Genomic DNA, 15146 nt, shown 5'->3' with positions numbered 1-15146 from the left:
AAAATGGACGCCGGAGGTGAGCCTCGAGGATTCGAGAGAATCCGGGGGTGGAGCCGACCAGATGAGTGAGGCGGCCGACCCCGATCTGCTGATCGACTTCAGGAAAGTGTCGCTGCGGCGCGGCGGCCACACCCTCGTCGGGCCGTTGGATTGGGCGGTCGAACTCGACGAGCGCTGGGTGATCGTCGGCCCGAACGGGGCCGGCAAGACGTCGCTGCTGCGGATTGCCGCGGCCGCCGAGCACCCCTCGTCGGGTGTGGCCTTCGTGCTCGGCGAGCGGCTGGGCCGGGTCGACGTGTCGGAGTTGCGCTCCCGGATCGGTTTGAGTTCGTCGGCCCTGGCGCAGCGGGTGCCCACCGACGAGGTGGTGCGCGACCTGGTGGTCTCGGCCGGCTACGCGGTGCTGGGCCGCTGGCGGGAGCGCTACGAGGACGTCGACTACCGCCGGGCCGTCGACATGCTGGAGAGCCTGGGCGCCGAGCACCTCGCGTCTCGGAGCTACGGAACGCTGTCGGAAGGCGAGCGCAAGCGGGTGTTGATCGCCCGCGCTTTGATGACCGATCCGGAGCTGCTGCTGCTCGACGAACCGGCTGCCGGTTTGGACTTGGGTGGGCGCGAGGAGCTGGTGGCGCGGCTGGCCGACCTCGCGGCCGACCCCGACGCGCCCGCGCTGGTGCTGGTCACCCACCACGTCGAGGAGATCCCGCCCGGCTTCAGCCACTGCATGCTGCTGTCCGAAGGACAGGTGGTCGCCGCGGGGCTGCTGACCGACGTCCTGACCGCGGAGAACCTGTCCACCGCGTTCGGCCAGTCGATCGCCCTCGACGTGGTCGACGGGCGCTATTTCGCCCGCCGCGTCCGCACCCGCGCAGCCCACCGGAGGCAGCTATGACGTCACCGAAAGAAGAGGCCCCACTGGTGCCGCGGCCCGCGGCGACCGTGATGCTGGTCCGCGACGACCCGGGCGGTATCGCGGTCTTCCTGATGCGCCGGCACGCCAAGATGGAGTTCGCGGCCGGGACGATGGTGTTCCCCGGCGGCGGCGTCGATGACCGCGACCGTAACGCCGACATCGCGTGGGCCGGCCCGCCGCCACAGTGGTGGGCGCAGCGGTTCGGCATCGAGCCCGACTTGGCCGAGGCGCTGGTCTGCGCGGCGGCCCGGGAGACCTTCGAGGAATCCGGGGTGCTGTTCGCGGGGCCCGCGGGTGACCCGGACGGTATCGTCGGCGACGCCTCGGTGTACGCCGACGCCCGCCGCGCGCTCGCCGACGGCACGTTGTCGTTCGCGGATTTCCTGCGCCGGGAGAACCTCGAGCTGCGCTCCGACCTGCTCCGGCCGTGGGCCAACTGGGTCACCCCCGAAGCCGAGCGCACCCGCCGCTATGACACCTACTTCTTTGTGGGCGCACTGCCGCACGGGCAGCGGGCCGACGGCGAGAACACCGAATCCGACCGCGCCGGCTGGACCACGCCGCAGGCCGCCATCGACGACTTCTCGGCCGGCCGCTGTTTTCTGCTGCCGCCGACGTGGACTCAGCTGGATTCACTGGCTGGGCGCACCGTCGCGGAAGTGCTGGCCGTCGAACGGCAGATCGTCACCGTGCAGCCGCACCTGGAGATCCAGGGCGACAACTGGGTCTTCGAGTTCTTCGACTCCGACCGCTACCACCAGGCACGCGAAGCCGGCGGGATGGGGTGGCGGCATTGAGCGAGTTCGTCAGCACCGTGGTCAGCGACGGCTCGCAAGACGCCGGGCTGGCCATGCTGCTGCTGTCGCGACCCCCGACGAACGCGATGACCCGTCAGCTCTACCGGGAGATCGTCTCCGCGGCCGCCGAACTGGGGGAGCGCGACGACGTGGCGGCGGTCATCCTGTTCGGTGGCCACGAGATTTTCTCGGCCGGCGACGACATGCCCGAGCTGAGGACGCTGTCCGGACCGGAGGCCGAGACGGCGGCCCGGGCGCGGCAGCAGGCCATCGACGCCGTCGCGCGGATCCCGAAGCCGACCGTTGCCGCGATCACCGGGTACGCGCTGGGCGCCGGGCTCACGCTGGCCCTGGCCGCCGATTGGCGCGTCAGCGGTGACAACGTGAAGTTCGGCGCGACGGAGGTCCTGGCCGGCCTCATCCCCGGCGGTGACGGCATGGCCCGGCTGACCCGCGCGGCCGGGGCGAGCAAGGCGAAGGAACTGGTGTTCAGCGGCCGGTTTTTCGACGCCGAGGAGGCGCTGGAGCTGGGCCTGATCGACGAGATGGTGGCCCCCGACGACGTGTACGACACCGCCGCGGGGTGGGCGCGCCGCTTCCTCGACGGCCCGCGGCACGCGCTGGCCGCCGCGAAGGCCGGCATCAACGACGTGTTCGAGCTGGGCCCGGCCGACCGGGCCGCCGCCGAGCGGCGCCGCTACGCCGACGTGTTCGCCGCTGGTGGAAGCGGTGAAGACGACTCCGAATCCGGCGCCCGTTAGGCTGCCCTGCATGACGACGAGTTCGACCGATGCCGTTCCCAACCCGCATGCGACGGCCGAGCAGGTGGAAGCCGCCCGGCATGACAGCAAGCTGGCGCAGGTCCTCTACCACGACTGGGAAGCCGAGTCCTACGACGAGAAGTGGTCGATCTCTTACGACCAGCGCTGCGTGGACTACGCGCGGGACTGCTTCGACGCCATCGTGCCCGACGAGGTGCTGCGCGAGCTGCCCTACGATCGGGCACTCGAATTAGGTTGCGGCACCGGGTTTTTCCTGCTCAACCTGATCCAGTCCGGGGTCGCCCGCCGCGGATCGGTCACCGACCTGTCGCCCGGGATGGTCAAGGTCGCCACCCGAAACGGGCAGTCGCTGGGGCTGGACATCGACGGCCGGGTCGCCGACGCCGAGGGCATTCCGTACGAGGACAACACATTCGACCTGGTGGTCGGGCACGCCGTGCTCCACCACATCCCCGACGTAGAGCTGGCCCTGCGCGAGGTCGTCCGGGTGCTGCGGCCGGGCGGCCGGTTCGTATTCGCCGGCGAGCCGACCACCGTCGGCGACACCTACGCCCGCACGTTGTCGACCCTGACCTGGCGCGTCGCCACCAACGTCACCAAGCTGCCCGGTCTGGACGGCTGGCGGCGACCGCAGGCCGAACTCGACGAATCCTCCCGCGCCGCGGCGTTGGAGGCCGTCGTCGACCTACACACCTTCACGCCGGACGACCTGGAGCGGCTGGCCGTCGACGCCGGTGCGGCCGAAGTTGAAACGGCCACCGTCGAATTCACCGCCGCGATGCTGGGCTGGCCGCTGCGCACGTTCGAATGCGCGGTGCCGCCCGGGCGGCTCGGCTGGGGCTGGGCGAAGTTCGCGTTCACCAGCTGGAAGACACTGAGTTGGCTCGACGCCAACGTCATGCGCCACCTGGCGCCGAAGGGCTGGTTCTACAACGTGATGATCACCGGGGTCAAGCCCTCCTGAGTGACGGCCTCACGTTCGGCGCCGGGGACGTCCGTTATCTGCGGTCGGAATCGGGTGCCGCGGCGCTGGCGGAGGTCGCCGAGCTCGAGCTGACCGACGCCACCCGAGTCGCCGATATCGCCGCCGCGCGCGCCCGATTCGGCGACCGGGCGGCGGTGTTGGTGGAAACGACGTTGCTGCGCCGGCGCGCCACCGAGAAGTTGAGCGCGCTGGGCTCCGAAATCCCGGTGTCAGAATGGCTTTTCACCGATGAGGCGCTGCAGCAGGCCACCGCGGCCCCGGTGGCTTTGCACCGCGCCAGGCGGCTCGCCGAGGCGGGAGTCGTCGTGCACGACGCGACCTGTTCGATCGGCACCGAGTTGGCCGCGCTGCGCCGGGTCGGGGTCAGGGCGGTGGGCAGCGACATCGATGCGGTGCGGCTGGCGATGGCCCGGCACAACCTGGGCGAGGCGGCCCACCTCTGCCGCGCCGACGCGCTGGTGCCGGTGACCCGCGACACCGCGGTGCTCGTGGACCCGGCGCGCCGTGGCGGCGGGCGCCGCCGCTTGCGCATCGATGACTACCGGCCGGGCCTCGGAGCCTTGATCGACACCTATCAGGACCGTGATCTCGTCGTAAAATCTGCTCCCGGAATAGATTTCGACGAAGTGGGCCGACTCGGCTTCGGTGGCGAGATCGAGGTGACGTCCTATCGCGGCGCGGTACGGGAGGCGTGCCTGTGGTCGCGCGGACTGGCGCAGAGCGGCGTCCGCCGACGGGCCAGCGTCCTCGACCGGGGTGAGCAGATCACGGACACCGACCCGGACGACTGCCCGGTGCGGCCCGCCGGGCGATGGATAGTGGATCCCGACGGCGCCGTGGTCCGGGCGGGGCTGGTTCGCCACTACGCGGCGCGGCACGGGCTGTGGCAACTCGACCCCGACATCGCCTACCTGTCGGGGGACACACTGCCGGCGGCGGTCCGCGGCTTCGAGGTGCTCGAGCGGCTGGCGTTCGACGAGCGACGGCTCCGCCAGGCGTTGTCGGCGCTGGACTGCGGGACGCTGGAGGTCCTGGTTCGCGGAGTACGGGTCGATCCGGACGCGCTGCGCCGACGGATGCGGCTGCGCGGTGGCCGGCCCCTGTCCGTGGTCATCACGCGCATCGGGTCGGGCGCCGCCGGTCGCGCGACGGCGTTCGTATGCAGGCCCTCGCGGTAGGCTGGTGGGATCGCTCTTGGAGGCGCCAGCCCCGCCCAATCTGCAAGGACAATAGAAGGATGCGTTATCTGATAGCGGCCGTGGTGCTCGCATCGGCCGCCCTGCTGGGCTGGCCGGCCGCCGCCGCCCCACCGTCGTGCGTCAGCCTCGGCGGCGCCATGGAGGACGGCCAGATGTGCCGTGTGCGCGCCACCGGTCCCACGTACATGCTCAACATGGTGTTTCCCGCCGACTATCCCGACGAGCAGGCGCTGACCGACTACATCACGCAAAACCGGGACGGTTTCGTCAACGTCGCGCAGAGCTCCGGGTCGCGCGATCAGCCCTACCAATTGGAGGCCACCACCGAGCAACGCAGCTCCGGTCAGCCGCCGCACAACACCCGCAGCGTGGTGCTCAAGCTCTTCCAGGACCTCGGCGGGTCGCACCCCTCCATCTGGTACAAGGCGTTCAACTACAACCTCGGGACGAAGCAGCCCATCACCTTCGACAACCTGTTTGCGCCGGGCACCACGCCGCTGGACAGCATCTTCCCGGTCGTGCAGCGCGACCTGGCACGCCAAACCCCATTGGGCGCAACCATTTTGCCTTCGACCGGCCACGATCCGACGCACTATCAGAACTTTGCGATCACCGACGATCAGCTGATCTTCTACTTCGCGCCCGGTGAGATGCTGCCGGCGTTTGCCGGGCCGGTCCAAGCCGAGGTGCCCCGCAACGCCATCCCGCCGCTGACGCTCTGACAGCTAGACCGGCCCGGCCAGTGTCTCCATCGCCGCGGCGCCCACGGCCAGCGCCACCTGCGCGAGGCAACCGAGCAGCGGAACGAAGAAGGCGGTGCGGCGCCGGGTGAGGCGACGGATGGCGACGACCAGGGCGATAACGAAGACGAGGGCGCCGCCGCCGAGACCCAGGAACATGGCGCGATCGATCCATGCCGGGTCGCCGCACTTCCGGGAGCCGCACGGGTCGGTGCCCATGACGAACAGGCTCAGCACGCCGATTGTGACGGCGACCAGGAAAGCGTGGACGGCGAGCAGCACAATGGTCGCGGTGCGGTCCACCGCCAGGTTGCGCTCGCTTTTTCTGGAGTAGGCGGCGACAGCGCCCTGCATCTCGTCGTCATCGGTGGCCATGGGCTCAGTATGGCCCGGTCATGCCGGTGCGAAACCGTACACCTGGCCATCGCTGGTCGCGGCCACTACGCGGCGATCGGTGCCGACCGCGACCCCCACCGGATATCCGGTGGCTGCCGGGAGCGGGTAGCTGCCCTGCGTGTGGCCATTCCCCGGATCGAAGGCCAGCAGCGACATACCGGGCGCGCCGTTTGCGGTCGGGGCGCTGACGACCGTGTACCCGGCGCCGGCGCCGGCCAGGCTCGACGACGACAGCGGGACGACGTCGTCGCGGCGCCACGCCTGATCGGCGTGATCGCCCGCGTCCTTGAATGCCACCAGCCGGGTGTCGGGCCCGCCGCCCGCCACGATGAGGCCGTCGGGCGTGACCGCGGGCGGGGTCTGTGCCAGGAACCCCAGCGGCGCCGACCATTTCACCTTCCCGTCGGCGGCGTGCAGGGCCCATAGTCGTTGGTCGCGGCCGTTGACATAGACGGTCGACCCGTCGGCGGACAACACCGGGCTGGCGATGACACCGTCCCCGACGGCGTCGCTGGTCCACTCCCGGGACAGCAAGGGCGTCTGCCCGGGGTGATACTTCAGCCCGACCAGTCCCGCGGCCGGGGCGCCCGGCTGCCATACGCCGAGCACCGCCATCTGGCTGGCCGCCGAAAAAGCGGGTGCGGCGGCCACCGGGCAGCCCTGCCGGGCCGGCGCGCAATCGGCCAACCCGCGCGTCGAGTCGGTGGGATCGACGCCGTCGACCAGATCCATCGGGCTGCCGGCCACCGCGCCGCGGTGCGCCTCGAAGACCAGCACCTGGCCCAGGTGCGTCGCCACGAGCAGCTGCCCGTGTCCCAGAAACCGCGGCGTCGCGGGCATTCCGATCACCGGCTGTCGCCACCGCGTCCACTGCGTCACCGGGAAGGAGAGGAACGCGCCGGGCTGGCCGACGTAGAGGTTGTCGAACCCGTCGAAGAGCGGGCCCGCAAAGCCGCCGCCCTGGAACAGCCGCACGCACCAGCGCTGCCGGCCGTTGTGGTCGTTCTCCCACTCCATCAGCGAACATCCGGCCGGCGTTTGCGCGTTGAGGGCCAGGTAGCCGCGCGCGCTCAGCGCCGGGCCCGCGGCCAAGCTCCCCTTGACGGAGCGCGTCCACCCCAGCGCCAGCTTGGTGGCGCCGTTGGTGCCGGTGTAGCTGCTGTTGGCGGCGTCGCCGTATTGCGCGGGCCAGCCGGCCGAGGCTGACGCCTCGACCCAGGAGTCGGTGTTGGCGCAACCGCCGAGCCCCATCGTGGTCGCGGCGGCCAGCAGCGCGGATGACCAACGCCGAAGCCCACGCAGCAGATGTCGGGCACGCACTTGGATTCCCCAGATCCTTTCCGCGGACGTCGGCATGGGCAGCGATCGAGTACAGGTGAGGGTAACCCGTGGAGATCTCGGCGCGGTTGATCGCTAGGCTGTCCGGCCATGACGAGCATGTGGGGCGCGCCGGTCCATCGCCGCTGGCGTGGATCGAACCTGCGGGACCCGCGCCAGGCCAAGTTCCTCACGCTGGCGTCGCTGAGATGGGTGTTGCGCAACCGCGCCTACACACCCTGGTATCTGGTGCGGTATTGGCGGCTGCTGAAGTTCAAGCTCGCCAACCCGCACATCATCACCCGGGGGATGGTTTTCCTGGGCAAGGACGTGGAGATCCACGCGACGCCCGAACTCGCGCAGCTGGAGATCGGCCGCTGGGTGCACATCGGCGACAAGAACACGATCCGTGCCCACGAGGGCTCACTGCGGTTCGGTGACAAGGTGGTGCTGGGCCGCGACAACGTCATTAACGCCTACCTCGACATCGAGCTTGGCGATTCGGTCCTGATGGCCGACTGGTGCTACGTCTGCGACTTCGACCACCGCATGGACAACATCAACCTGCCGATCAAGGACCAGGGCATCGTGAAGTCGCCGGTGCGGATCGGGCCCGACACCTGGGTTGGGGTGAAGGTGACGGTGCTGCGCGGCACGGCCGTCGGGCGTGGCTGCGTGCTGGGGTCACATGCCGTGGTCCGCGGTGTCATCCCCGACTACTCGATCGCGGTCGGCGCGCCGGCCAAGGTGGTCAAGAACCGCCAGCTCGCCTGGGAGAGCTCGGCCGCCCAGCGGGCGGAACTGGCCGCGGCGCTCGCCGACATCGAGCGCAAGAAGGCTGCACGCTAGAGAGTTACTAGGCGGCCGGCTCAGCGTGGTCGTCGACCTTGAAATCGAAGTTGACGTCGCCGGCGTCGACGTTGGTGACGGTCACCGCGATGCCGTATTTGTCGTTGCCGTCGACGAGTTGGCACCGTAGCGTCGCGCCCTGGACACCCTTCAAGTTGTCGGGGCAGGTCACCGCGTCCGGTCGCCTGCCCACCTGCTGGGTCAGCTTGTCGCTGAGGATGCTGGCGACCTGGTTCTTGTCGACCGTCTCCGCCATGTCGAACTTGACGTCATTGCCGTTCACGCTCGTCACGGTCACGTTGACATTGAACGTCTGGTTCTTGACCTTCATCTCGCAATTGAGCTGCGCCCCAACCTTTGCCGGCAGGTCGTTCGGGCAGTTCACCGAATCGGGCTTGTTGCCCGCGGCGTCGGTGAGCTTCGAGGTGATCTGGCTGGCCACATCGCTCTTGCTGACCGTGTGCGACGAGTCCACGGAACACGAACAGGCGCTGACGCCGGCCAGCAATCCCGCGGCGGCACCGGAGACCAGCAACGTGCGAACGATGGAGTGGGCCATTAGTGCCTCCCGAGCGGCTTGACAACTGTGAATCGGCTGATAATTGCATGCCAACTAGCTTCGGGTAGGGCGATTGAGCAAACATTCACGCACGCGACAATTCGTTGCCGAGTGGGCTGGCGTGGCTGGTGGCTCAGATGCTCTGGTAGCGCCGCAGCGCTTCTGCGCGCTCGGCGCCGTGGTCGACGATCGGTGCCGGATAGTCGGCCGGCCGCTCGCCCGTGCGCAGGTGTGCGTCGTCGACCGAGCGCAGCTCGGACACCCACCGCCGGATGTACTCCCCGGACGGGTCGAACTTCTCGCCCTGGGTGGTCGGGTTGAACACCCGAAAGTACGGCGCGGCATCGGTACCGCACCCCGCGCACCACTGCCACCCATGCTGGTTGTTTGCCATATCCCCGTCCACCAGCTGGTCCAGGAACCATTCGGCGCCCCACTGCCAGGGCAAGTGCAGGTCTTTGACCAGAAACGATGCGACGATCATCCGCACCCGGTTATGCATGAAGCCGGTCTCGCGCAGTTGACGCATCCCGGCGTCCACCATCGGGAAGCCGGTTTCGCCGGCCTTCCAGGACTCGAAGCGGCGTTTCGCGTCGGAACCCGTGTCGGTACGGATGCCGTCGAACTGGCTGTTCCAATTGCGCCAGGCGCTGGCCGGCCGGTGATGCAGCACATCGGCGTAGAAGTCACGGAATGCCAACTCGCGCACATAAGCCTGGGCCCCGTCGGAACGGAGGTCGAGATCGGCGACCATGGTGCGGGGATGGATGCTGCCGAACTTCAGATACGCCGACATCCGGCTGGTGCCGTGCATATCGGGCCGATTACGTTCCTCGGCGTAGCGTTGCAACCCGTTGTCCACGAACGACTTCCACTGCTTGCGGGCCGCGGCCTCGCCGGCAGCGATGTCGAGTTCGGCACCGGGATCTGGGATTTCGGATTGCTCGAACGGCAGCTGCGCCGGATCGAGCCAGCGCGCGGAGCCGGCACTCGATTTCGCCGGTGCCCGCCAGCCGGACTCGCGCCACTGACGCAGAAACGGGGTGAACACCTGGTAGGGGGTGCCGTCCTTCTTGGTGACCCGGCCCGGCGAGACCAGGTACGGCGATCCGGTGGCCACCAGGGGAACGGAATCCAATGCGGCACGCACCTTTTCGTCACGGCGCGTGCCGTACGGCGCGAAATCTCCGGAGATGTGCACGGCCGACGCACCGACCTCCCCGGCGATGCGCGGGATCACCTTGTCGGGCCGCCCACGGGTCACCAGTAGCCGGCCATCCAGGTCGTCACGCAGCTGTCGCAGCGAGTCACCCAGGAACTGGAGGCGGCGCCGGCCGGAGGAAGCCTCGAGCTTCGGATCGAGCACGAAACAGCCGAGCACTTCGCCGTCGGCGGCCGCGGCGTTCAGCGCCGGATGGTCGCTCAGCCGCAGGTCGCGGCGAAACCATAAGAGGGTCGGCATGATTCGCTGGTTTCCTCAGCGGTTCAGCCGCCAAACATGGGTCGCCAGGACGGTCGCGAACGAACACCATAGCGGGTACGCCGACAAGGCTAGGCCGGCCCGCGGGTCGGCTTGTGCGGTCCGGCGCGCGAGGTCGACGCTGCTAGCCGTCAGGGCAGCGGCACCGACCGCGGACGCGCCGAGTTTGTGGAAACGAAAGAATATCCAGCTCCACGCGGCGTTGAGAACAAGGTTGAGCCCGAGCGCCACGGCGTAGCGGCGCGCCTTATCGTGTTGTCCCGCCGCGCGAAACCGGTCGATGGCCACGGCGGACGTGACCGCGATGTCGCCGTAAAGGGTGGTCCACGCCACCGGGAAGGCGGCATTGGGAGGCTGGTACGGCGGCTTGCGCAGCCGCGCGTACCAGACGGGAACGGCCTTGGCGCTCGCGATGCTTCCGCATCCGCCGGCGATGGCGACGGCGAGGCTTGTCGCGGCCAGGGTTGACTTGTTCACGGCGTGCTCCGTTCGTGTTGATACTCGACTTGTGCTGCAACGGCTTTGGCGGGTTTCGGTGCGGCGGGCCACCAGATACGGTCACCGATGACGGCGAACAGCGCGGGGATGACCAGTGTGCGGACCACGAAGGTGTCCAGCAGGATGCCCAGGCCGACGATGATTCCCAGCTGGGTCAGCACGATCAGCGGCAGCACGCCGAGCACGCAGAAGACGGCGGCCAACACGATTCCCGCGCTGGTGATGACGCCACCGGTGGCCGACACCGCCGCGACCATCCCGGCCCGTGCGCCGCGCCGCGCGGATTCCTCGCGCGCGCGGGTGACCAGGAAGATGGTGTAGTCCACCCCGAGGGCGGCCAGGAACAGGAAGGCGAACAGCGGCGTGCTGTTGTCCAGCGCCGGAAAGCCGAAAACGTGGCCGCTCGCCCAGCCGCCCAGGCCGAGCGCGGCCAGTGCCCCGAGGATCGTCGCCGCGAGCAGCGTGGGCGGCGCAAGTGCGGAGCGCAGCAGGACATAGAGCACGACGAGGATGACCGCGAGAATCGCCGGGATCAGGACATGCCGGTCGTGGGTAGCCGCGTTGCGAACATCGAGTGCCTGCGCATCCGCTCCACCCACCAGCGCCGCCGGGTTGGCAGACTTGGTTGTATCACGCAGCGCGGCAACGGTATTGAACGCCTGATCGGAGGATGGCGGCGCATCGATCACCACCGACCACTTCGTCAGCCCGGACGCCGAGTGGCCGGAATCGGTCGCCGAGGTCACGCCGGGGGTCGCCGTGATGGCCTGCGCCACCCGCGGGTCGCTGGGGGCGACGACGAGCGTGGGGTTGGCCAGGCCGGCCGGAAAATGCGCGGCCACAATGTCGTAACCGGCCACCGAATCCGCGTGGACCCGGAACTGCTCGGTCTGCGACAAACCGATGCGCGTGCCCAGTAGGCCGGTGGCTAGGGCCGCCAGACCCGCGATCGTGACGGCCGCGACCAGTGCCGGACGCCGGTTCACCCACTCCCCGACGCGATGCCAGACACCGGAATCCGTGGTCGGGTTGTCCTCGAGGCGGGGAATGAAGGGCCAGAACAATCGACGGCCGCACAGTCCCAGCAGCGGTGGCAGTATCACCAGGGCCGACACCGCGGCGACCACGAGTCCGCACGCCCCCAGCGCGCCCAGGCTGCGTGTGCTGGGCGTCGAGGCGAACAGCAAGGTAAGCAACGCCAGCACCACGGTGGCATTGCTGGCGACGATCGCGGGCCCCGCCATTCGCACCGCGTGGCGCAAGGCGTCTCGATGTTCGGTTGTGTGCCGAAGCTCCTGCCGATAGCGCGAAATCAACAGCAGCGCATAGTTGGTGCCCGCGCCGAACACCAGGACACTGGTGATTCCGGAGGTGGCGCCGTCGAAGCTCAGCCCGGTCAGCGACGCCACGGCGGTACCCACCGCCGCCGCGACCCGGTCTGCGAACCCGACCACCAGCAGGGGCAGCAGCCATAGCACCGGGGAGCGATAGGTGACGATCAGCAGCAGTGCCACCACCGAGGCCGTCACCGCGAGCAGAGTGACGTTGGCATTGGTGAACGCACCGGCGATGTCGGCGCCGAACGCCGGGCCGCCGGTCACGTGGACCTGCAGCTCCGCCGGCAGGCCGGTGGAGGCCGTTTTGCGCAGGTTGGCGACCGCGTCGCTCAGGGTCAGCCCCGAAAGATCGGCGCTGACGGGCACCACCGCGATGGCCGCCTTGCCGTCGGTGGACACCTGCGCCGGTGGCGCCGCCACGGCGCCGTCCGGGCGGATGGCGGCCTGCATGCGGTCGCGGGCCGCTTGTGCGGCGGTGATGTCGGCCGGGGCGAGCGCGGCGCCGTCGGTGCGGCTGGCGACCATGATCAACGGAACGTGATCCCCGGCGGGAAACTGGCGTGTCATGGCGTCGACCCGGGCCGAATCGGAAGCCGGCGGCACGGACAACGGCGCCTGCCCCGCCGCCGCGTTTGCGCCGACGACCACCATGAAACCAATGCCCAGCAGCAGCGCGCCCAGCGCGAACAGCCACGAGCGCCGTCCCGTCAGGGCTGCGGCCAAGCCATCCCACACCACGGATCAAAGTCTTTCAGTATATTAACCATTAATCAACTGAAATTACGCATCGTCACGCATTAGGGCGCCGACGGCACGCAACAAGGGGCACTATGAACATTATGGATGTCAGGGGCCGGGGGTTCGTCGCGCCGGGGTGCCCGCTGTGACGGCCGACCGCGGGCCGCTGACCACTCGCAAGCGCCGGCACATCGACGTGTGCCTCGGTGAGCAGGTCAACTACGAGCAGCTCAGTACCGGGCTGGAGCGCTACCGGTTGCCCTACAACGCGCTGACCCAGACCAGCCTCGGCGACATCGACCTTTCCACCAAATTCTTCGGTGCGAACCTGCGGTCGCCGATTCTGATCGGTGCGATGACCGGCGGCGCCGAGTTGTCGGGCACCATCAACCGGAACTTGGCCGCGGCCGCTCAACAGCTTGGTGTCGGGATGATGCTCGGGTCGCAGCGGATAATGCTCGACAGCGCGCTGGGTGAGCGGGCGGCGGCCAGCTTCACCGTTCGTGATGTGGCCCCGGATGTCTTGCTGTTCGGCAACATCGGCTTGGCCCAGCTGACCGAGGCCGCCGTGCCCGAGCTCGCGAAGGCTCTCGACCGGGTGGGCGCCGATGCGCTTGCGGTGCACACTAATCCGTTGCAGGAAGCGATGCAGAGCAATGGTGACACCGACTTCTCCGGGTCGTTGGCCAGGCTGCGGGATGTGGCCGACGCGATAGATTGCCCGGTCCTGCTCAAGGAGGTCGGCCACGGGATCGGCGGCGCGGCGGCCGCGGAACTCGTTGGGGACGAAGGGGACTTGCCCGTTTCCGGGATAGACGTCGCGGGCGCCGGTGGTACGTCATGGTCGCGGGTCGAGCAGTTCGTCCGCTACGGCGAGCTGCGGTACCCGCACCTGGCCGATTGGGGCATCCCGACCGCCACGGCGATCGTCGAGGTGCGGGAGGTGCTGCCGGAGATCCCGCTGGTGGCCTCGGGCGGGATCCGCACGGGTATGGACGCGGCCAAGGCGATCGCGTTGGGCGCCGACGTGGTGGCGGTGGCTCGGCCGCTGCTGCCAGCCGCGATCGATTCCGCTGCGGCCGTTGTCGATTGGCTGCAGCCGTTCATCGACGAGCTTCGCGTCTGCCTGCACGGTTGCGGTGTCGCAAGCCTTTCGGGGTTGCGCGCCGTCGACCTCACGCCAGCCTCGTAGCGGCGTGTGACATGGCGGTGATACTGGCCTACGGGTCGCCGGCCCTCGGGCACCTGCTGCCGGCCGGGGCGCTGCTGGCCGAGCTCGCCGCCCGGGGTCACGAGGTTCATGCCCGCACCATGGCGGCCGGCGTCGCGACGATGCGCGGGGTCGGCGTGCACGCCGAGCCCGTCGCCCCGGACATCGAGGCGATCGTCGGCGAGGATTGGCGAGCCCGAAACGCCTTGGAAGTCTTGAAGTTGACCATCGACGTGCTCTGCCGGCGCGCGGTGCTCGAGGTCGAGGACCTGCGGCGCGCGGTGGACGCGGTCCGCCCGGACGCCGTCATCGTGGACGCGAACTGCTGGGGGGCGATGTCGGCCGCGGATGCCGGAAGCATCCCATGGCTGGTGTTCTCGCCCTTCACGCCATACCTGCGGTCCCGAGGCGTTCCGCCCTTCGGCCCGGGCTTTCGACCGCTTCCCGGCATTGTCGGCGACTTGCGGGACGCCTCGGTGCGACCGATCGTCCGGCACCTGTTCGATCGGCCAATGCTGCCGCGAGTCAACGCCATTCGCGCCGGGCTGGGGGTGGCGCCGGTCGCCTCGGTCGACGACTTCGTGCGGCGCGCACCGCTGCTGTTGGCCGTCGGCGGCGAGCCATTCGAGTATCGGCACCCCGGCTGGGACGGTTTGGTTCACCACATCGGCGCGTGTGTATTCGAACCCACCCAGCGGCCCACGCCGGAGTGGGTCGCCGCCATCGAGCAGCCAGTGGTGCTGGTGAACACGTCCTCGATCAAACAGCCGGACGCCGCGCTGGGGCGGACCGCGCTGCGGGCGCTGGCCGATGAGCCCGTGCACGTGGTGGCGACGTTCCCCGCGGGCATACCGCCCGACCTTCCCCGGCCACCGAACGCGACCATATGCCGCTTCGTTCCCCACGGTGCGGTACTGGAGCGGGCCAGCTGCGCCATCACGCACGGGGGGATGGGGACGACGCTGAAGGCCCTCGACCGCGGCGTACCCGTCTGCGTCGTGCCGTTCGCGCGGGACCAGGCCGAAGTCGCCCGGCGCGTCGAGGTCGCTCGCTGCGGCACCCGCCTGGCGGCCAAACACCTCACCGTGGCACGGCTGAGGGCGAAGGTACGCGCGGCGATGACGATGGCGGACGGCGCACGCCGCGTGGCTGCCGGGTTCGCCGCGACCGGAGGTGTGCAGCGCGGGGCGGACCTGATCGAGCAGCGGGTGCTCGGCCCGGCGGCCCGGCGGCCGGTGCGCTAGGTCTCTCGATCGCCGGTCTTACTCATCGACCGGCGCCCGGCCCTGGTCCGCTATGAAGAACCGGGCATGGCGTTGGCGCGCTCGTTCTTCACCCCCCTGGGC

General features: G+C 69.4%; 15 protein-coding genes and 1 pseudogene. 10 read left to right on the top strand and 6 right to left on the bottom strand.

Annotation, left to right across the window (positions count from 1 at the left end):
- The first annotated feature begins 61 nt into the window (after nucleotides 1-61).
- Genes A5773_RS00920 through A5773_RS00895 form a run of 6 tightly spaced genes read left to right on the top strand, consistent with a single transcriptional unit; the run spans nucleotide 62 to nucleotide 5398 of the window.
- Nucleotides 62-892: an ABC transporter ATP-binding protein gene (locus tag A5773_RS00920; RefSeq protein ID WP_067788951.1), complete on the top strand. Its 831-nt coding sequence runs from the start codon at nucleotides 62-64 to the stop codon at nucleotides 890-892.
- A complete protein-coding gene (locus A5773_RS00915) occupies nucleotides 889-1710 on the top strand; it encodes an NUDIX domain-containing protein (protein WP_067788948.1) in 822 nt (273 codons plus the stop codon). The genes A5773_RS00920 and A5773_RS00915 overlap by 4 nt, the downstream gene beginning before the upstream one ends.
- On the top strand, nucleotides 1707-2471 hold the full coding sequence (locus A5773_RS00910; RefSeq protein WP_067789101.1) for an enoyl-CoA hydratase: 765 nt from the start codon (nucleotides 1707-1709) through the stop codon (nucleotides 2469-2471). The genes A5773_RS00915 and A5773_RS00910 overlap by 4 nt, the downstream gene beginning before the upstream one ends.
- A gap of 10 nt (nucleotides 2472-2481) precedes the next feature.
- Nucleotides 2482-3456: a class I SAM-dependent methyltransferase gene (locus A5773_RS00905; protein ID WP_066952368.1), complete on the top strand. Its 975-nt coding sequence runs from the start codon at nucleotides 2482-2484 to the stop codon at nucleotides 3454-3456.
- A complete protein-coding gene (locus A5773_RS00900) occupies nucleotides 3453-4655 on the top strand; it encodes a class I SAM-dependent methyltransferase (RefSeq protein ID WP_197505521.1) in 1203 nt (400 codons plus the stop codon). Before A5773_RS00905 ends, A5773_RS00900 begins: the two co-directional genes overlap by 4 nt.
- Before the next feature lie 59 nt (nucleotides 4656-4714).
- Nucleotides 4715-5398, top strand: coding sequence for an esterase (locus A5773_RS00895; protein ID WP_066952370.1), 684 nt, complete (start codon nucleotides 4715-4717; stop codon nucleotides 5396-5398).
- 3 nt (nucleotides 5399-5401) lie between these two features.
- Here A5773_RS00895 and A5773_RS00890 read toward each other — a convergent pair whose 3' ends face one another.
- Nucleotides 5402-5791: a DUF6264 family protein gene (locus A5773_RS00890; RefSeq protein WP_067265998.1), complete on the bottom strand. Its 390-nt coding sequence runs from the start codon at nucleotides 5789-5791 to the stop codon at nucleotides 5402-5404.
- Between the two features lie 18 nt (nucleotides 5792-5809).
- Complete coding sequence (locus A5773_RS00885) at nucleotides 5810-7063, bottom strand: PQQ-binding-like beta-propeller repeat protein (protein ID WP_066952676.1); 1254 nt, start codon at nucleotides 7061-7063, stop codon at nucleotides 5810-5812.
- A 177-nt stretch (nucleotides 7064-7240) separates the two neighbouring features.
- On the opposite strand from A5773_RS00885, the gene A5773_RS00880 reads away from it, so the two are divergent.
- Nucleotides 7241-7978: an acyltransferase gene (locus tag A5773_RS00880; RefSeq protein WP_066952374.1), complete on the top strand. Its 738-nt coding sequence runs from the start codon at nucleotides 7241-7243 to the stop codon at nucleotides 7976-7978.
- A gap of 7 nt (nucleotides 7979-7985) precedes the next feature.
- On the opposite strand, the gene A5773_RS00875 is transcribed toward A5773_RS00880, so the two are convergent.
- From A5773_RS00875 to A5773_RS00860, 4 genes are all read right to left on the bottom strand, one after another.
- Complete coding sequence (locus tag A5773_RS00875) at nucleotides 7986-8537, bottom strand: DUF4333 domain-containing protein (protein ID WP_067788945.1); 552 nt, start codon at nucleotides 8535-8537, stop codon at nucleotides 7986-7988.
- Nucleotides 8538-8670: 133 nt separating this feature from the next.
- Entirely contained in the window at nucleotides 8671-9999 is a 1329-nt protein-coding gene (locus A5773_RS00870) for a deoxyribodipyrimidine photo-lyase (RefSeq protein WP_066952378.1), read from the bottom strand.
- 15 nt (nucleotides 10000-10014) lie between these two features.
- Nucleotides 10015-10494, bottom strand: coding sequence for a TspO/MBR family protein (locus tag A5773_RS00865; protein ID WP_067266000.1), 480 nt, complete (start codon nucleotides 10492-10494; stop codon nucleotides 10015-10017).
- On the bottom strand, nucleotides 10491-12590 hold the full coding sequence (locus tag A5773_RS00860) for an MMPL family transporter (RefSeq protein ID WP_067266003.1): 2100 nt from the start codon (nucleotides 12588-12590) through the stop codon (nucleotides 10491-10493). Before A5773_RS00860 ends, A5773_RS00865 begins: the two co-directional genes overlap by 4 nt.
- 145 nt (nucleotides 12591-12735) lie before the next feature.
- On the opposite strand from A5773_RS00860, the gene fni reads away from it, so the two are divergent.
- The 3 genes and pseudogenes from fni to A5773_RS25875 all read left to right on the top strand — a co-directional run.
- The gene (fni, locus tag A5773_RS00855; RefSeq protein WP_067266006.1) at nucleotides 12736-13782 is read left to right on the top strand and encodes a type 2 isopentenyl-diphosphate Delta-isomerase; all 1047 of its coding nucleotides are present in this window, start codon (nucleotides 12736-12738) and stop codon (nucleotides 13780-13782) included.
- 11 nt (nucleotides 13783-13793) lie between these two features.
- A complete protein-coding gene (locus A5773_RS00850) occupies nucleotides 13794-15044 on the top strand; it encodes a glycosyltransferase (protein ID WP_066952387.1) in 1251 nt (416 codons plus the stop codon).
- Between the two features lie 27 nt (nucleotides 15045-15071).
- Nucleotides 15072-15146: pseudogene (locus tag A5773_RS25875) on the top strand (MarR family transcriptional regulator); the annotation flags it as partial.

The organism is Mycobacterium sp. 852014-52450_SCH5900713 (genome assembly GCF_001667075.1).
Classification (GTDB): domain Bacteria; phylum Actinomycetota; class Actinomycetes; order Mycobacteriales; family Mycobacteriaceae; genus Mycobacterium.
This window is presented reverse-complemented; position numbering and strand designations above follow the sequence as displayed.

Bases quoted from the DNA above. Each gene is read 5' to 3' on its own strand.
- A5773_RS00920 (WP_067788951.1), top strand. From the start codon at position 62: ATGAGTGAGGCGGCCGACCCCGATCTGCTGATCGACTTCAGGAAAGTG.
- A5773_RS00915 (WP_067788948.1), top strand. From the start codon at position 889: ATGACGTCACCGAAAGAAGAGGCCCCACTGGTGCCGCGGCCCGCGGCG.
- A5773_RS00905 (WP_066952368.1), top strand. From the start codon at position 2,482: ATGACGACGAGTTCGACCGATGCCGTTCCCAACCCGCATGCGACGGCC.
- A5773_RS00895 (WP_066952370.1), top strand. From the start codon at position 4,715: ATGCGTTATCTGATAGCGGCCGTGGTGCTCGCATCGGCCGCCCTGCTG.
- A5773_RS00890 (WP_067265998.1), bottom strand. From the start codon at position 5,791: ATGGCCACCGATGACGACGAGATGCAGGGCGCTGTCGCCGCCTACTCC.
- A5773_RS00885 (WP_066952676.1), bottom strand. From the start codon at position 7,063: ATGGGGCTCGGCGGTTGCGCCAACACCGACTCCTGGGTCGAGGCGTCA.
- A5773_RS00880 (WP_066952374.1), top strand. From the start codon at position 7,241: ATGACGAGCATGTGGGGCGCGCCGGTCCATCGCCGCTGGCGTGGATCG.
- A5773_RS00875 (WP_067788945.1), bottom strand. From the start codon at position 8,537: ATGGCCCACTCCATCGTTCGCACGTTGCTGGTCTCCGGTGCCGCCGCG.
- A5773_RS00870 (WP_066952378.1), bottom strand. From the start codon at position 9,999: ATGCCGACCCTCTTATGGTTTCGCCGCGACCTGCGGCTGAGCGACCAT.
- A5773_RS00850 (WP_066952387.1), top strand. From the start codon at position 13,794: ATGGCGGTGATACTGGCCTACGGGTCGCCGGCCCTCGGGCACCTGCTG.